Below are 15,148 nucleotides of genomic sequence, written 5' to 3'. Positions count from 1 at the left end.
CATTCCACCGCGTGGCGAAAAAGCCCGCCGCCGGCATCAGCAGCTTGGTACTAGGGAAAGCCCTGTGCGGAAAAGGATGCCGGGAAGGCGCTGGGCTTTGCCCGGCGCCTTCTTTTTATGGCGGCTAGCTACGCAGCCAATACCTTGTGGCGCAGCCAGCGGCGCACGGGCTCGTCGTAGAATTTGAGGCAGGCGTAGGCTAGCCCCACGGCGGCGGCAAACGTGAAAACCATCCACGGCAGGCCCTGCGCCAGCGGCACCTTGTGCCGGCTTACCCAGGCCGTGTAAATGTAAATGAGCGGGTAGTGCGTGATGTAGAGCGGATACGAAATGTCGCCGAAGAATTTGCACAGCCGCGTAGCGCCGGCACTCGCCAGCTGCCCGCCCGCCCCGAGCCACACAAGGAGCGGGAAAACCGCGATGATGCTGAACGACTCATACAAGCCATTCAGCCACAAGCGGCTAGGGCCGCCCACGCGCGGCAGGGCCAGCACCGCCAGTAGCAGCAGGCTGCACCACAAAAAAGCGTTGGGCAGGCGCGTGAGGCTAGCCGTGCGCGAAAGCAGCAGCCCGGCAAAAAACGGAAACAGCATGCGCGTGAGGCCAAAGCGCAGCCCGGTGAGGTCGGGCGCCCAGCCGCCTACCACGTCGCCCGCCGGGCTCGTCACGGCCAGGTGCACCAGCGCCGCGCCGGCCAGCGCCACCAGCACCCCCAGCGCCGCATTAGGCAGCTTGCGCGCGCCCAAGGCGTAGAGCAGGTTGGCGATGTACTCGTAAAACAGCGACCAGCCGGGGCCATTGAGCGGGTGCATTTCCTGCCAGCCCCGGATATCCAGCGCAAGGGGCACCGGCAGCAGCGTAGAGCCGATAACCAGGAGCAGCAGCACTTTCCACCCCGGCACCTGGGCGATGCCCGGCCACAGCGGTGAGGCCTGGAAGTAGAAGCCCAGCGCCCCGACCAGCATCCCCATCACCACCATCGGCTGCAGGCGCACGAGCCGGGCTTTGAAAAAATCCGTCAGCGTGAGGCGGCCCCAGCGGTCGTCGTAGGCGTAGCCGATGACGAAGCCCGAGAGCAGAAAGAAGAAATCGACGGCCAGGTAGCCGTGGTTGATGACCTGGTCGAGGTAGCTGGTGGCGTGCGCTTCGCACAAGTGAAACGCCACCACCGTGAGCGCGGCCACGCCCCGCAGGCCGTCCAGAATGGCGTAGTGCGGCTTCGTGCTCAGGGCAGTGGGTTGTGCTGCTGGCAGTAGTTGAGCTTGCATGAGAGAATTCAAGGTAAAGAAGCGGCGGTGCTGCCTGGGGCGCTAGCCGCCGGCCCGCGCCTGGCGAAAGTACTGGCGCGCCGGCGCTTGGCTGGCGCACTTCCATCGGGCCAACGCTTCTTCCCGGTTTCGGGCGGTTTGGGGGGTGGCTTTGGGTGCTTCGGCAACGCGCATTTTAGGGGGCAGCAGGGGCTAGCCACCTTTGAAGCACCAACCCGCTCACCTCACCTTTTCCCCTTTCTGAGTCATGAAAAAGCTGCTGCTTACCCTCGTCCTCGCCGCCGCTAGCCTCGGCGCCACTGCCCAAACCACGGCGGCCCCGGCCGCCAAAGCCACTGCTGCCCCCGCCGGCTACACCGAGCAGCTTGGTGCCACCATCGCGCAGGTGATGACTACCGGTGATGCTGCCGAGCTGCAGGCCCTGGCCGCCAAGCTGGAGCGCGCCGCCGCCGTGGCCCCGGCCGACTGGCTGCCCCGCTACTACCAGGCCTACGCCTTAGTCGTCAGCGCCTTCACGGGTAAAGAAGGTGGCGCGGCCAAAGACAACGCCCTCGACCAGGCCGAGGCCGCCCTGGCCCAGGCCCAGCGCCTGCACGGCGACGAGTCGGAGCTGCTGGCCCTGCACGCCTACCTCTACCAGGCCCGGCTCAGCGTCGAGCCCGGGGTGCGGGCGCAGGAGTACTCGGCCAAGGCGCAGGAAGCCGCCGACCAGGCCCAGGCCATCAACCCCGCCAACCCGCGTCCTTACCTCATCGGGGCCAATAACCTGTACTACACGCCCGTCAACTTCGGCGGCGGGCCGGCAGCCGCCCAGCCGCTCTATGAGGCAGCCAGGGCCCGGTTTGCCGCCTTCCGGCCGGCTGGCCCGCTAGCCCCCAGCTGGGGCCAAAGCCAGGTGCAGGCCCGGCTCAAAGCCTACGCCGCCGCCGCCGGCCAGCCCACCCGCTAGGCCACGGGCGCCCGCGGCTTGGCCCGCCCGGTAGTAGGCCGGGCGGGGCTACTTTTAGTTCGTTTTCTTTCCCTAGTGCCATGCCCACGCTGCTGCCGCCCGCGCCTGCCCGCCCTCCCTACGCCGCTGAGGCCCCCGCTGGCACGCCCTGGGTAACCGCAGTGGCGCGCCCTAACGTGCGCGCCTTCGGCCGGGTGCTGAAGTGGCTAGTGCTGGTGTGCGCCGGCACCGCGCTGCTGTTTTCGCCGCCGCCCTGGCGCGACCCCCGGGGCTACGCCCTATCGCTGGGCATCTCGTTTTGCTACTCGGTCGGGCTCTGGTTTGCCAATGCCTACACCGCCGATGCCCTCAACCTGCGCACCGGCTGGAGCGAGCAGCCCATGCGGCGGCTGCTGCTCACGGTGGGGGTGTCGCTGCTGGCCTCGCTGCTGGTGCTGGTAGTGATGGGCGAATTCACGGTGCTGGTGCTCTACCACCGGCCGCTGGGCTACACGCTGCGGCACGGCTTCTGGGAGCGCTCGGCTTTTCCGCTGGCCACTACCGTCGTGGTGTCGCTCTTTATGCACTCGCGCTCTTTTCTGCTCTCCTGGCGCGAAGCCACCGTGCGGGCCGAGCGCCTCGAAAAAGAATCGGCCGTGGCCCGGCTCGACTCGCTGCGCCGGCAGGTCGACCCGCACTTTCTTTTCAACTCGCTCAATGCCCTCACCAGCCTGGTGGAGGAGGAGCCGCAGCGCGCCGTGCGCTTCATCCGGCAGCTCAGCAGCGTGTACCGCTACGTGCTCGACAGCCAGAGCCAAGAGCTGGTGCCGCTCGCCGACGAGCTGGCCTTTGCCGAGGCCTACGTTTTTCTGCAAAAGACCCGGCTCGACGAGGCCCTGCAAGTTGAGTTCGACCGGCCGCCCGCCGCCGCGCTGGCCAGCCTCTTCCTGCCGCCGCTAGCCTTGCAGCTCTTGCTCGAAAACGCCCTCAAGCACAATACCGCCTACCAGGCCAGCCCATTGCACCTGCGCGTGGCCGTGGATGTGGCTGCCGCTACTCTCACCGTGCGCAACACCCGGCGCCCCCGCCGCCTGCCCGCCGATGAGGCTTCGGGCCGGGGCCTGGCCAACCTGCGCGCCCGTTACGCCTTCCTCACGCCGCGCCCGGTGGCCGCCGGGCCGGTGGGCGAGGAGTTCGTGGTTACTTTGCCGCTGCTGGCTTTGTAGGGCGCGACACAAGGCTAGGCCCAGCTTTTTTGAAACATGCTAAAACGTGGCTATCCGGAACTACTGTTGGTGCTGTGCGGCGCGGTGGCCACCGGCATCGGGTGGCTGCTGGTGCGCAACGGCGCGACGCCCAACGACCGGGTGGCCGTGGCGCAGGCCTTGCGCCACGCCCAGCCCGCCGATATAGAAAGCATTACCGTGTATCCGCTGCAGCCGGGCCAGAGTCGCCCGTTTGAGGTGCGGGCGCCGGCGGCGTTGCGGCCGCTGCTGCCCGCCTTGCAGCAGCTGCGGCCGGTGGTGCTGGCCCCCAATTTTGAGCCGCTGCTCGAGGCTACGTTGCAAGTGCGCCTGCAGCCGGGGCTAGCCGCCGCGCAGCACCTGCACAGCCGCACCATCACGTTTCGGCTAGCTACCTCGGCCGAAGGCGAGGTGGCGCAGCTGGCCCAAACTAATTATTTCTACCACGCGGCGGCCCTGAGCAAGCGCATCTGGCAGCTGCGCGACAGCCTGGCGGCCCGCCGCTAGGGTCCGCTCCTTTTCCTTTTTCTTGCGATGCTCCGAGCCCTACTCGTTGAAGATGAACCCCTGGCGGCCCGCCGCCTGGCTAGCCTGCTCGGCAAGCAGGCCGTGCCCTTTGAAATACTCGGCCCCGCCGAGTCGGTGGCGCAGGCCGTGGCGCTGCTGCAAGCCGGCCCCGCGCCCGACGTGCTGTTTCTGGATATTCACCTGGCCGACGGCCTCAGCTTCGAGCTGTTTGAGCAGGTGCGCGTGACCTGCCCGGTCATCTTCACCACGGCCTACGACCAGTATGCCGTGCGGGCTTTCAAAGTCAACAGCGTCGATTACCTGCTCAAGCCCATTGATGAGGAGGAGCTACGCGCGGCCGTAGCTAAGCTGCAGCAACGGCTGGGTCCTGCTGATAAATCTAAGAATGAAGAAGATAGGAAATGGGATAGTATAAAAAGTTCGGTTTCCAGTACAAAAACAGCGGCGCCGGTGCTCGATGCGGCTACCCTGGCGGCCCTGGTGCAGCAGTTGCGGCAACCGCCGGCCAGCTACAAGAGCCAGTTTGTGGTGCGCGTGGGCGAGCATCTCAAGGTGGTGCCCGTGGAGCAGGTAGCGTATTTCTTCAGCCTCGAAAAAACTACCCTGCTCCAAAGCACCGACGGCCGCAAGTACGTGGTCGACTACACCCTGGAGCAGCTCGAAGGTCTGCTCGACCCGGGCCAGTTTTTTCGGCTCAACCGCGCTTACCTGGCCCGGCAGGCCGCTATTCACGATATTATTCACTACACCAACTCGCGGCTGCAAACCATTCTGAAGCCGGCGCCGCCCGAGAGCGAAGGCCCCGTGCTGGTAAGCCGCGACAAAGTCGGCGTCTTCAAAAGCTGGCTCGACCGCTGATAAATTACTTGGGGTGGCCGCACCCGCGCCCGGAGCCAACTCAAACAGCTTTTTAAGAAAAATTGAAATAGAAAATTATTGGGAATTTTTTGGATGCCGGCCCGTGTCTGTTGTCCAGTATTCTTTCCCTTGGCTATGCCAGCAACCCTTACGCTTACCGAGCCGGCTACCTTTTACCTGCACTACGACGCGGCGACGCAGCTGCTGCGGGGCCGCTGGCCAACCCCGGTGCTCGATGCTGACCTGCGCGGCCACTACGCCGAGCTGCTGGCCCAGGCTCAGGCGCACGCCGGTTGCCGCTACTGGCTGCTCGATATGCGCCAGCGCAATTGGCACATGCCCAGTTTTGGAGCTTGGTTTAGCGCCGAGTTTGCGGCGCCGGTGCGGGCGGCGCTGGGCCAGCCGGTATTTATTGCCTGCCTGCTCAGTGCCCGCCACCAGACTGCGGCCGAAAGTGCCCGCTCGCAGGCCATACAGCGCGCCTGCGCCCGGCACGACGTGTACCCTTATTTCTTTGCCAGCGAAGAGGCGGCCCTGGACTGGCTGCACTACCAGCAGGGGCTTTACTAGCCTTCGAGCCAGCTCTTTACGGCGCTGGCTTTTTCTTTGCTCACCACTATCTCATCGCTCGGGGCGGGGGCCAGCTCTACCAGCAGCTTGCCGCCGAAGTGCGGCACCAGTCGGCGCACGGCCGGCAGCTGGGCAATAAGCTGGCGGTTGAGCCGAAAAAACTGGCTAGGGTCGAGCAGGCCTTCGAGCTGCTCCAGGGTGTAGTCGACCACGAAGCGGCGGCCGTCGTGGGTGGCCAGCGTCACGGTTTCGTGGCGGCTCCAGCACCAGGCCACCTCGGTGGTGGGCAGCGGCAGCAGGCTCTCGCCCTGCCGCACCAGAAACCGCGTTTTGTAGGGCCGCCGCGGCTGGGGCAGCGCATCGAGCAGGCGCTCAAGCGGGAAGTTCACAGCCGAAAGCTGGGAGTCGAAGACTGATGCCAGCGCAGCGGGAGGCTTAGTTTCCACCTCGCTGCTGGTCGCTTTTAGCCCAAAAAACTTGGCCAGGGCCGCTTGCAGCTCCTGCAGCTTGAGCGGCTTGAGCAGGTAGTCGATGCCATTGGCCCGGAAGGCTTGCAGCGCGTACTGGTCGTAGGCGGTGGTGAAGATGACCGGGCTGCGCACCACCGTTTGGGCAAACACGTCGAGGCTGAGCCCGTCGGCCAACTGGATATCGCTGAGAATAAGGTCGGGCGCGGGCTGGGTGGCTAGCCAGGCCACGGCCCCCGCCACGGTGTCGAGCACGGCCAGTACCTCGGCCTCGGGCGCGGCCTGGGTTAGCAGGCGGCGCAGGCGCTCGGCGGCGGGGTATTCATCTTCGAGAATGAGAATGCGGAGCGGGGACATGGCAGGCTAGGCAGGCAGCAGCGGCAAGGTTACGGCAAAGATGCCGCCCGCCTGCTGCACCCGCACGGGCTGGCTAGCCCCGAGCAGGGCATAGCGCTGGCGCACGTTGGCTAGCCCCGTGCCGGTGCCGGGGGCTAGCCCGGCGGCGCGGGGCTGCCAGGTGTTTTCGACGCGCAGGCCGGCGGCATCGGCCACCAGGCGCAGGTGCAGTGGGCGGGCCCGCGAGGCCTCGTTGTGCTTGAGCGCATTCTCGACCAGCACCTGCACGCTGAGCGGGGCCACGCGCCGGGCCAGCGCGGCCTCGGCCACCTCATAGTGCACCTGCACGTTGTCGCGAAAGCGTACTTTTTGCAGCGCCACGTAGGTTTGCACAAAAGCCAGCTCCTCGGCCAGCGGCACGGTGGGGCGCTCGCGGCTCAGCAGCACGTAGCGGTACACGTCGGCTAGCCCCTCCACGTAGTGCTGGGCGGGCTCATTGCCGGGCTCGATGAGGGCGGCCAGGGTGTTGAGGGAGTTGAAGAGAAAATGCGGGTCGAGCTGCTGGGCCAGGGCATCGAGCTGGGCCTGGGTGCCGGCCTGCGCCAGCTGGTCGGCGCGGCGCAGGTTGGCTTCCCACTGCTCAAACAGGTGCCGGCTTTCGTAGAGCAGCAGCACAATAAACGTCGATACCAGGTTCAGGCTGATTTCGCGCAGCTCGGCGGCCGGGCGCAGGTGGTAGCCTTGCAGCGCGGCCAGCAGCACGGCCAGCGCCAGCGAGGCCGCCACGGTGTAGGCCACGCCGGCGGCGGCCAGGCACCACAGGCGCCGTGCCGTAGCGGCGGGCAGCGGCCAGCGGCGCAGCAACCGCCGCCACAGTGCGCGGTTGCCGAGCCAAAGCGTGACGGTAAACACCAAGGCCACGCCGTAGTCGACCAGCCAGTGCCACCCCAGCGGCTGGCTGTAGCCGCCGCGGGGCACCAGTTCAAGTGCGGCCAGCAAAGGGATACCAAAGAGCAGAAAGCGCCGGTCGTTCATGCAGGCGAAGGTCGGTACTAAGGGGCTAGCCGGCGGCTACAGCAGCGGCCGCCCGGCCAGCGCGCCCAGCAGCAGCCCCGCCACCGCCGCCGCATACAAGCCCGTGCCCACCCACGTAAGCACGGCCGCCCGGCGCGGCACCCGGCGGCTGAGCGCCCAGCCCAGCAGCGGCAGCGCCTGCAAGGCGTGCATACCCAGGAAGTGCGCAATGCGCAGGTCGCCGGCCACGGTGCTCCAGCCCAGGCCCGGCAGGCCGGGGCCGCCGTCGGGCGCGCCCACCGTATGCTGCTGATTGTGAATCATAAACCCGCCCAGCACCGAGCCGATAAGGAACACTAGCAGCCCGAGCCGCAGGCCCCACACGTAGCCGGCCGGGCCGTGCGGCCGGTAGCGCCAGGCCAGGTACCCGGCCCAGATGGTCATCACCGTATTAACGGCAATGAAAACGCCCATCAGCCCAAACAACACCCCATTGAGCGGGCTGCTGACGTTGTAGTGCGAGGTAGTGCCGCGCCCGGCCTGGATGAAAATAACGGCCTGCTCCACCACCATGCTCAGGGCCACGCCGGCGCTGAGGCGGCGCACCGCCCGCTGCGCCGGGGCGGGCAGGTCGGCCAGCAGCCAGCCCAGCGTCCAGGCATAGGCCACGATGGAAAGCGAAAACTTCAGCGGCTTTATCCACACCAGCACCCCGGTGACGTGGCGGTGGTCGAGGGGCAGCAAGGCTAGCGCCAGCCCGGCCAGGCCTACATTGAGCCAGCCCGTGTAGCTCAGGGCGGGGTTCACGCGGTGCAGCGTGCGCAGGGCGTCGGCCAGGCGCTGGGTTAGGCTGGGCGCGGTGGCCGGGCTAGGGGCGGCCGAGCCGAAATTAGCGAGTGAGAGCGTTTTCATGGGTTTGATTGGTAAGAGATTGAGAAAAAGCATCTTGTCCGAACAGGCGGCGCGCGCCGAAATACACCAGCAGCCCCACCGGCCCAAACAAAAATGTGAGCCCCAGCGCCGGCACCAGCGCCCAGTGCGGCACGCCGCGCCGCTGGGCATCGCGCACTTCCCAGGCCCCGGTAAAGAGGTCGAAGCACAGGTAATGTACCCAGCCCGCCAGCAGCGCCCAGGGGTCTTGAAACAGCGCCGCTACCTGCGCCAGCGACCCAAAGCCGCCTTCGCTGCCGTGCGGCCCCAGGTAGTGCGTGGCAATAAGCACCGCGTAGGCTAGGGCCAGCCCCAAAGGCCACACCCCGCTGACTACCAGTATTTTGGTAAAGCGCCAGCGCGGAGCCAGCACCAGCAGCGCCCAGCCCAGCAGCGCGAGCGGGTTGGCCACGGAAAACAGGAAATCGGGGGTGAGCATTGAACTAAAAGAGAAGTGCTAACTGCATCAAAACTACGTGCTTGCCGCGCCCACTGCCAGCCCAAACCGGGTGAGGCACCCTAGCCGGCCGGCCAAGCCGCCAAGGGCCGGGGTGAAGCAGCCACTTGCTAATGCGCAGGCTCTTATATTGCCGTACCTGTTTCCACCCCAAGCCGTTATCGCCTATGCTGCCCCTCCTGCCTGCCCTCGCGCTGAGCACCACGCTCCACCTGCTGGCGGCGCCGGCGCCCGCCCCGCCCGTCACCCGCTTCGGCGGGCACCTTGAGCACGCGCCGGCTGGCGACACGGTGCGCCTGTTTGTGGGCGAGCGGCGCGTGAAAGCCCCGCTCGGCCCTGGCGGCGACTTCCAGTTTGAGTTTAAGGACCTGCCAGGCACTACGCCGGTGCATTTTACCTACGCCGGCCAAAGCACGCGCCTCTACCTCATGCCCGGCGACCAGCTGCGGATGACGCTCGATTTCAAAGACTTCGATAAGAGCCTGGTGTATAGTGGGCAAGGCTCCGACGTGAACAACTACCTGGCGCAGTCGCAGAGGAAATTTGAGTACAGCCCGCCCGGCGACGACCTGCGGCCGCTGGACCGGCTGAAGCAAAATCCCCGCATGACGCCCGCCGAAATGCGCCGCAATGCCGACGCGTTTCGGCAGCGCCGGCGGGCCTTCCTGGCCGAATATGCCAAGGCGCACCCGCTGCCGGCCGCCTTCCGCCGCGATGCCGAGTTTGGCATCGACCTGGCCTGGGGCACGCAGCTGCTCGACTACCTGGGGTTCAGCCGGGCCCAGAATACGGCGGAGTCGGGGCCCAATCAGCCCGTGAACCCGGCGTATTTCAGCTTTGTGCCGCAGCTGCCGCTGCGCGAGCTGGGCCAGCACATGCGCGGCCTCGATGAAAACACGGCTGTGGCGCAGTTTCTCTACGCCTACCAAGACCGCCTGGTGCCCAGCGGCAAGCTCAGCACCGACCCCGCCGAAGGCCCGCGCCTCTACAAGCTGGCCACCCAGGAGCTGGGCGAGGGCAAAATTCTCAACATGGCCATGCAAATGCTAATGGGCTGGAAGATAGACGCCGACGTAGCTGGTGCCCAGGTATTCTACCGCACATTTAAGCAGCACAATGCCGACTCGACCCTGGCCCGCGACCTGCGCCTGAGCATGGCCAAAAAGCAAAACCTGAGTCCTGGCAAACTTGCCCCCGCCTTCACGCTGCGCGATACCACGGGCAAAGCCGTATCGCTCAGCGATTTTAAGGGCAAAGTGGTGTACCTCGACTTCTGGGGTACCTGGTGCGGCCCCTGCATGCAGGAAATGACTGAGTCGGCCCCCGCGCTGAAAAAGCAGTTTGAGGGCCGCGAAGTGGTGTTTCTCTACGTGTCGATGGGCGACCCCGAGGACCGCTGGAAGCAAACGCTGCTTGACAAGCAATTTACCAGCGCCAACAGCGTGCACCTGCGCGAGCCACGCGAATCGCGGCAGGTAGCTACTGATTACCAAGTAAATGTCTACCCGACTTACTGGCTTATCGGCCGCGATGGCCGCATCGTTGATACGCACGCCCCGCGTCCTTCCGACGGCCCCAAAACCGTGGCCGCCATCGAGGCCGCGCTCAAAAACTAGCCAGTACCAGGGGCCTAGCCCCGGCTATCTTTGTATAGCTAGGGCTATTGCCCGTTTCGTTATGGGTGCTATGCTACGTATTCGGACCTTTGGGCACGCCTTTATTTATCGACAGTTGCCGTTGCTGCTGCTAGCCGGGCTGCCGCTGGCTGGGTGGGCCCAGCGCCCGGCCCCGCTGCCATTTAAAGCCCCGGCATTTCGGGAGGCGGCGCCCGCGCCGGTGGCGGGCGGCACCACCGTGAGCGGCCACGTCGACCAGCCTACTACCCGCACCATCAGCCTTAGCTACGGCCCCGACTGGCGCGGCCACCTCACCCAAACGGTAGAAGCGAAGCTGAGCCCGGCCGGTGATTTTCGGCTGGTGCTGGCCGGCCTGGCCGCACCCACCGAGGCCCGGCTAGGGTATGATAACACCTACGCCACGCTCTACCTCACGCCCGGCGATGCCCTGCGCCTCACCTTCGAACCCAGCCGCTTCGAGCGCACCCTGGCCTTTGCCGGGCGCGGCGCCAATGCCAACAACTACTTGACCCAGAGTGCGCTGGCTACCAGCCAAGACGACGAAGCCGGCCGCACCCCTGATGCCCGCGCCGGCCGCCTCAGTGCCGCCGAGCTGCGCCGCGTGGCCGATGGCTACCGCCAGCAGCGGCTGGCCGCCCTCACGGCCTACGCGGCGGCCAAGCCGCTGCCCGCCGCCTTCGTGCATCAGCAGCGCCAGGCCATCGACGCTGAGTGGGCCAGCTCGCTGCTCAGCTACACCTCGCGGCAGTCGGCCGAGCGGCGGCAGGGTGGCTACGCCACGCTGCCGGTGGGCTACTACGATTTTCTGCGCGAAATGCAGCTCGAACGCCAGGATTCGGCTCTGGCCCAGAGTGCTTTTCAGAGCTTACTGATGACCTACGGCTTCACCCAACTCAATGATGAGGACGGCAACCTGCCCACCGGCCGCGATGCGGGCCGCCGCCTCTACCAGAAGGCAACCGATGTGCTCGGCGATGGCCGCGTGCGCGACGTGGCCGTGGGCCAGTACCTACTGGGCAGGGTCGAGAGCGCGCACACCGACATCCGCCCGCTGCTGCCCGATTTCCGGGCCCACAACCACGACTCGACCATTGCCCGCGCCGTGCGCCAGGCCGTGCGGGCCCACCTGGCCCTGGCCACTGGCCAGCCCGCGCCCGATTTTACCCTGGCCGACGCCAGCGGCAAAAAAGTGTCGCTCAGCAGCCTGCGGGGCAAGGTGGTGTACCTCGATTTTTGGGCTACCTGGTGCGCGCCCTGCCTGGCTGAGATGCCAGCCAGCCTCGAATTACGCAAGAAATTTGCCGGCCGCGACGTGGTTTTTCTCTACGTATCGCTCGATGGCCAGGCTGCCGACTGGCAAAACTACTTGGCTACCAAGCAGGTGGCTAGCCCCAACGCCGTGCAGCTGCACGACGGTGGCGCGTTTAATGGCGCGGCTCCCAAAGCCTTTAACGTGCAGGCCATTCCCAGCTATTGGCTCATTGGGCGCGATGGCCGCATCCGGGCCAACAATCCGCCCCGGCCTTCTACCAGCCCCGCCATCGACAACGCCCTGGAGCAGGCATTGAAACCTTAGGCCGGAGTGCCGGTTAAGTGCCTCTGGGTTTTCTACATACTAGCTTCATTATAACGGAACGGGTGCGCGGCGCGTACCCTGCTACAGGTATTACTATAGGTGTTTGTGTTTGCTAATCAAGTAGTTTGGCGGGTTGGGAAGGCTGGCGGCAGCGGGTTGTGGGCGTTACTGCTAGCGGTGAGCCTGGCCAGCGGCGCCCGCGCGGCGCCCATTGCCCCACCCGACTCGTCCAGGCCCTCGCCGGTGTTTGCTAAGCGCCGGCTGGTGCTCCAAATCGACTCGCGCTACTCCATTATCAACAGCCACTTCTCCATTATCAACGGCCTGAAGCTGGGCCTGGAGTGGCGCGGGCGGGTGCGTACCGGCGCGGCGTTTTACTTCCTCAGCAGCCGCATTCCCACCCGCCTCGCGCCGCCCGACAATGCCGCCGACGAGCCCGATGCGACCCTGCGCTTCTACAACGTGGCGCTCTACAGCGAATACGTGGTGCTCGAAAACCCGCGCTGGGAACTCGATGCCAACCTGCAAACCGGCATGGGCGCGGTGCGCGTCGAGTACAATGACGACAACGTGCCGGGCACGCGCTCGCGCACGCCGCGCGACTTTATTGCCCTCGTCGAGCCCTCGGTAGCGGCCGAGATGCGCCTGTTTGCCTGGGCCAGTCTGGGCGCGGGCGCGGGCTGGCGGCAGCCCCTGTTTGTTGACCCCGTGGTGCGCCGCGAAATCAGCGGCCCCATTTTTTACCTGCGGGCCAAAATTCTGATTGCGCCCCTGCTGCGCATCAGGCGTAACCACGAGCCGCTGTTTTCGCAGAAAGACCTGCGTATTCACGGGGTGGACAGCCGCCTGCGGCAGCGCTCATATGGTAATTAAGCTATTGATTACTTGCGAATTGAGTGCATAAAGCCCACCGTGCGGTTAGCGTTGAGCGGGCGGCTTCCTGCGGCCGCGTGCCCACGGCTGCCAGTTAGCGCAACCAGTAAAAACTGTCGTTAATACCTTCAGGCCCAAAGAGTAGCGTTAGCGGCGTGGTGCATCCGCCCCGCGCAGCGTGGCCGCCCGGTCGAGCTTGCCCGAGGCCGTGGCCTTGAAAGCGGGCACGTACACCACGGCCTTGGGCAGCTCGTACTTGCCGAGGCGGGCGGTGAGCAGGCCCAGCAGGCGCTTTTCGAGGGGGCTCGCCAGGGGCTCGCCCTCCACGTAGGCCGTCACGGCCTGGCCGAGACGCTCGTCGGGCCGGCCGGCCACAAAGGTGCGGCGCGTCTGCCCCAGCTCGGCCAGGGCCACGTCGAGCACCAGCTCCACCTTCTCGGCCTGCACCTTCACGCCGCCCGAGTTTATCACAAAATCGACCCGGCCCAGCCAGTCGAAAGTGTGCTTGTCGATGAGCTCGATGCGGTCGTTGGTGACGATGAGTTTATCATCGGTCACGTCGCCGCGCACCGTGAGGCAGCCGCGCTCGTCCTGGCCCAGGTGCAGGCCCGGCAGCACGTGGTAGTAGGGGCTGGCCGGCGGGCCGTTGAGGCGGCGCAAAGCCATGTGCGAGGCCGTTTCGGTCATGCCGTAGGTCAGGTAAACCGGTACTTTCAGCTTCTGAATCTCGCGCAGCAAGCTGGGTTCTACCGGCGCGCCGCCCACCAAGATGGCCCGCATTTTATTGAGCCGGCTAGCCCGCCCGGCGGCCAGCACGGCCCGCATTTGCAGGGGCACGAAAGCCGCAAAATCAAACTCCGCGTCGGCCGGCACGAAGTCGAACGGGTCGGCGTGGGGCTCTACCACGGTCAGGCGCATGTGGCGCTCCAGGCCGCGCACCAGCATCATCTTGCCGCCGATAAAATCGCAGTTCAGGCACACCAGCGCCCGGTCGCCGGGGCCCAGGTCGAAGTAGTCGCCGGTGCGCGCGGCTGAGGCGGCCAGCTGCCGCCGCTTCAGGGTGATAAGTTGCGGCTGCCCGGTGCTGCCCGAGGTGCGCAACCCAAACTCCTGGGCACCCGTGAGCCACTGGCGCAGCAGCTCCAGCACCTTGGCCTCGTAGCCATTGAGGCTGGTGTGCGGGTTGGGCGTCTGCTGAATACTGTCGTAGGTGAACTCGCGGCCGTTGAGCAGGAGCGAGGTAGGGAGGTTGGGGCTGGGCATGGGGCAAAATTAGGCCTGCCACGATAAGCAGCTGGCCGCCCAGCTACTCAGCGGCCATTTATTAATCAATTGCCTTGAATACCAATAGCCCTTCGCTAAAAGCTGCTAAAAAAAGATACTTAACAGTGTAAAACGTGTCTTTTAACGACTCTCGTCTTTCGAGGGAATTCAATTTGTAAACTCCTGCTTCCAGCATTTTATCATACTCATAATACTTCAGCAAATCAGCGAATTCAAGGTTAATCAGCAAGAGCGCTATAGCGCGCACTTGCGTTTCGTCATAGAGCCTAATAGGCATTCCCTGCGTGGCAACTATAGTAGAAAAGGCGTTGCCGCCTTCCCATAATATATCGGGTTGTATAGGCAGAGAATTTGCCTTTATGTATTCGTTGAATAGATAATCAACCGTGGAGAAACTCCTGTTGACATCATAGAAGTAATAATCTTCGGTAAAGTGAAAAAAGTGGCTAAGCGCCTCCACATCTTTTGTAAGCTCGGCAAGGCCGTTATCTTGGATGTCGGCGAAATCTTTTCCCCTTAGCAGGCCCGGAATAAACTCCATCCATTCCGCATAAGGCTTACTAAGCAAGGCTTTAGAAAAAAGTGCCTCAATTTGCTTAGGAACAAGGCAAAGTGTAAGGTCGAGCGCCATGAGGTACGGTGTACTTGCTATCTATTAGCTAAAGCTGTGCGTTAGCCTTTACATTATTTACCGCCCATACTCATACACCACGTAGCCCCACGGCTCCACTTTCCACGGCTTAGTAGTCAGTAGCTCGTTGGTGTACATAAACAGGTTGTACGGCCGGCCCTGCAAGGCTTTTTCCTTGACGCTGATAGTCTGCTCCTTATTCGACAGATTCAGAATAACCAGCACCTTCTTGCCGGCTTTTTCGCGCACGTAGGCGTACACCGCGCGGTCGTCGCCCACGCTCACCTTGCGAAAGGACGCATCGGCCGCCAGGGCCGGGTTGCGCTTGCGCAGGGCTAGCAGCGTCTGGTAAAATTTGGCCCGCTCGTACTTACCAAAGGTCATCGGGTCCTTGTCGAAGAATTTGAGCGGGCGCAGCACCGGCTCCTCCTGCCCGCTGTAGATGAGCGGCACGCCGTTGGCCATCGTTTGGGTAAATACGGCAAAGGGCGCGTGCACCCGGCCGGGAAAGGAGCCATAATCAGCTTTGTTCCAGCTGTTTTCGTCG

General features: G+C 64.8%; 16 protein-coding genes. 8 read left to right on the top strand and 8 right to left on the bottom strand.

The genetic code is table 11. The features are described from left to right. Window positions 1–128: 128 nt before the first annotated feature. Window positions 129–1,268, bottom strand: a complete 1,140-nt coding sequence (locus GKZ68_RS09445) for an acyltransferase (RefSeq protein WP_173113693.1) — start codon at window positions 1,266–1,268, stop codon at window positions 129–131. 247 nt (window positions 1,269–1,515) lie between these two features. On the opposite strand from GKZ68_RS09445, the gene GKZ68_RS09440 reads away from it, so the two are divergent. From GKZ68_RS09440 to GKZ68_RS09420, 5 genes are all read left to right on the top strand, one after another. Next, on the top strand, window positions 1,516–2,217 hold the full coding sequence (locus tag GKZ68_RS09440; protein ID WP_173113690.1) for a hypothetical protein: 702 nt from the start codon (window positions 1,516–1,518) through the stop codon (window positions 2,215–2,217). A gap of 80 nt (window positions 2,218–2,297) precedes the next feature. Further along, window positions 2,298–3,422, top strand: coding sequence for a sensor histidine kinase (locus GKZ68_RS09435; RefSeq protein ID WP_173113687.1), 1,125 nt, complete (start codon window positions 2,298–2,300; stop codon window positions 3,420–3,422). Window positions 3,423–3,458: 36 nt separating this feature from the next. Further along, on the top strand, window positions 3,459–3,947 hold the full coding sequence (locus GKZ68_RS09430; protein ID WP_173113684.1) for a hypothetical protein: 489 nt from the start codon (window positions 3,459–3,461) through the stop codon (window positions 3,945–3,947). Between the two features lie 27 nt (window positions 3,948–3,974). Next, window positions 3,975–4,826 (top strand): LytTR family DNA-binding domain-containing protein, encoded by an 852-nt coding sequence (locus GKZ68_RS09425; protein ID WP_173113681.1) that lies wholly within the window; start codon window positions 3,975–3,977, stop codon window positions 4,824–4,826. Window positions 4,827–4,961: 135 nt separating this feature from the next. Further along, complete coding sequence (locus GKZ68_RS09420) at window positions 4,962–5,396, top strand: hypothetical protein (RefSeq protein WP_173113678.1); 435 nt, start codon at window positions 4,962–4,964, stop codon at window positions 5,394–5,396. Here GKZ68_RS09420 and GKZ68_RS09415 read toward each other — a convergent pair. The 4 genes from GKZ68_RS09415 to GKZ68_RS09400 are packed head-to-tail and all read right to left on the bottom strand — an operon-like array spanning window position 5,393 to window position 8,582. Next, entirely contained in the window at window positions 5,393–6,220 is an 828-nt protein-coding gene (locus GKZ68_RS09415; protein WP_173113675.1) for a LytTR family DNA-binding domain-containing protein, read from the bottom strand. The genes GKZ68_RS09420 and GKZ68_RS09415 overlap by 4 nt on opposite strands. A gap of 6 nt (window positions 6,221–6,226) precedes the next feature. Beyond that, on the bottom strand, window positions 6,227–7,234 hold the full coding sequence (locus GKZ68_RS09410) for a sensor histidine kinase (protein WP_173113672.1): 1,008 nt from the start codon (window positions 7,232–7,234) through the stop codon (window positions 6,227–6,229). A gap of 36 nt (window positions 7,235–7,270) precedes the next feature. Further along, complete coding sequence (locus GKZ68_RS09405; RefSeq protein WP_173113669.1) at window positions 7,271–8,125, bottom strand: hypothetical protein; 855 nt, start codon at window positions 8,123–8,125, stop codon at window positions 7,271–7,273. Beyond that, a complete protein-coding gene (locus GKZ68_RS09400; protein WP_173113666.1) occupies window positions 8,103–8,582 on the bottom strand; it encodes an ABA4-like family protein in 480 nt (159 codons plus the stop codon). Before GKZ68_RS09400 ends, GKZ68_RS09405 begins: the two co-directional genes overlap by 23 nt. Before the next feature lie 185 nt (window positions 8,583–8,767). Here GKZ68_RS09400 and GKZ68_RS09395 point away from each other — a divergent pair, with 185 nt between their 5' ends. From GKZ68_RS09395 to GKZ68_RS09385, 3 genes are all read left to right on the top strand, one after another. Continuing rightward, window positions 8,768–10,216, top strand: coding sequence for a TlpA disulfide reductase family protein (locus GKZ68_RS09395; protein ID WP_173113663.1), 1,449 nt, complete (start codon window positions 8,768–8,770; stop codon window positions 10,214–10,216). A 70-nt stretch (window positions 10,217–10,286) separates the two neighbouring features. Then, complete coding sequence (locus GKZ68_RS09390) at window positions 10,287–11,813, top strand: TlpA disulfide reductase family protein (protein WP_173113660.1); 1,527 nt, start codon at window positions 10,287–10,289, stop codon at window positions 11,811–11,813. A 105-nt stretch (window positions 11,814–11,918) separates the two neighbouring features. Continuing rightward, entirely contained in the window at window positions 11,919–12,686 is a 768-nt protein-coding gene (locus GKZ68_RS09385; protein WP_173113657.1) for a hypothetical protein, read from the top strand. Window positions 12,687–12,833: 147 nt separating this feature from the next. Here the strand turns inward: GKZ68_RS09385 and GKZ68_RS09380 are convergent, their stop codons facing one another. The 3 genes from GKZ68_RS09380 to GKZ68_RS09370 form a co-directional block, all read right to left on the bottom strand. Beyond that, window positions 12,834–13,949: an AMP-binding protein gene (locus GKZ68_RS09380; protein WP_173113654.1), complete on the bottom strand. Its 1,116-nt coding sequence runs from the start codon at window positions 13,947–13,949 to the stop codon at window positions 12,834–12,836. 61 nt (window positions 13,950–14,010) lie between these two features. Further along, the gene (locus GKZ68_RS09375; protein ID WP_173113651.1) at window positions 14,011–14,601 is read right to left on the bottom strand and encodes a DUF1877 family protein; all 591 of its coding nucleotides are present in this window, start codon (window positions 14,599–14,601) and stop codon (window positions 14,011–14,013) included. A gap of 57 nt (window positions 14,602–14,658) precedes the next feature. After that, complete coding sequence (locus GKZ68_RS09370; RefSeq protein ID WP_173113648.1) at window positions 14,659–15,099, bottom strand: DUF3459 domain-containing protein; 441 nt, start codon at window positions 15,097–15,099, stop codon at window positions 14,659–14,661. Window positions 15,100–15,148: the final 49 nt, after the last annotated feature.

The organism is Hymenobacter sp. BRD128 (assembly GCF_013256625.1).
Taxonomy (GTDB): Bacteria; Bacteroidota; Bacteroidia; order Cytophagales; family Hymenobacteraceae; genus Hymenobacter.
This window is presented reverse-complemented; position numbering and strand designations above follow the sequence as displayed.

Coding starts and splice junctions, on each gene's coding strand:
- GKZ68_RS09445 (WP_173113693.1), bottom strand. CDS start 1,268: ATGCAAGCTCAACTACTGCCAGCAGCACAACCCACTGCCCTGAGCACG.
- GKZ68_RS09440 (WP_173113690.1), top strand. CDS start 1,516: ATGAAAAAGCTGCTGCTTACCCTCGTCCTCGCCGCCGCTAGCCTCGGC.
- GKZ68_RS09435 (WP_173113687.1), top strand. CDS start 2,298: ATGCCCACGCTGCTGCCGCCCGCGCCTGCCCGCCCTCCCTACGCCGCT.
- GKZ68_RS09430 (WP_173113684.1), top strand. CDS start 3,459: ATGCTAAAACGTGGCTATCCGGAACTACTGTTGGTGCTGTGCGGCGCG.
- GKZ68_RS09425 (WP_173113681.1), top strand. CDS start 3,975: ATGCTCCGAGCCCTACTCGTTGAAGATGAACCCCTGGCGGCCCGCCGC.
- GKZ68_RS09420 (WP_173113678.1), top strand. CDS start 4,962: ATGCCAGCAACCCTTACGCTTACCGAGCCGGCTACCTTTTACCTGCAC.
- GKZ68_RS09415 (WP_173113675.1), bottom strand. CDS start 6,220: ATGTCCCCGCTCCGCATTCTCATTCTCGAAGATGAATACCCCGCCGCC.
- GKZ68_RS09410 (WP_173113672.1), bottom strand. CDS start 7,234: ATGAACGACCGGCGCTTTCTGCTCTTTGGTATCCCTTTGCTGGCCGCA.
- GKZ68_RS09405 (WP_173113669.1), bottom strand. CDS start 8,125: ATGAAAACGCTCTCACTCGCTAATTTCGGCTCGGCCGCCCCTAGCCCG.
- GKZ68_RS09400 (WP_173113666.1), bottom strand. CDS start 8,582: ATGCTCACCCCCGATTTCCTGTTTTCCGTGGCCAACCCGCTCGCGCTG.
- GKZ68_RS09395 (WP_173113663.1), top strand. CDS start 8,768: ATGCTGCCCCTCCTGCCTGCCCTCGCGCTGAGCACCACGCTCCACCTG.
- GKZ68_RS09390 (WP_173113660.1), top strand. CDS start 10,287: ATGCTACGTATTCGGACCTTTGGGCACGCCTTTATTTATCGACAGTTG.
- GKZ68_RS09380 (WP_173113654.1), bottom strand. CDS start 13,949: ATGCCCAGCCCCAACCTCCCTACCTCGCTCCTGCTCAACGGCCGCGAG.
- GKZ68_RS09375 (WP_173113651.1), bottom strand. CDS start 14,601: ATGGCGCTCGACCTTACACTTTGCCTTGTTCCTAAGCAAATTGAGGCA.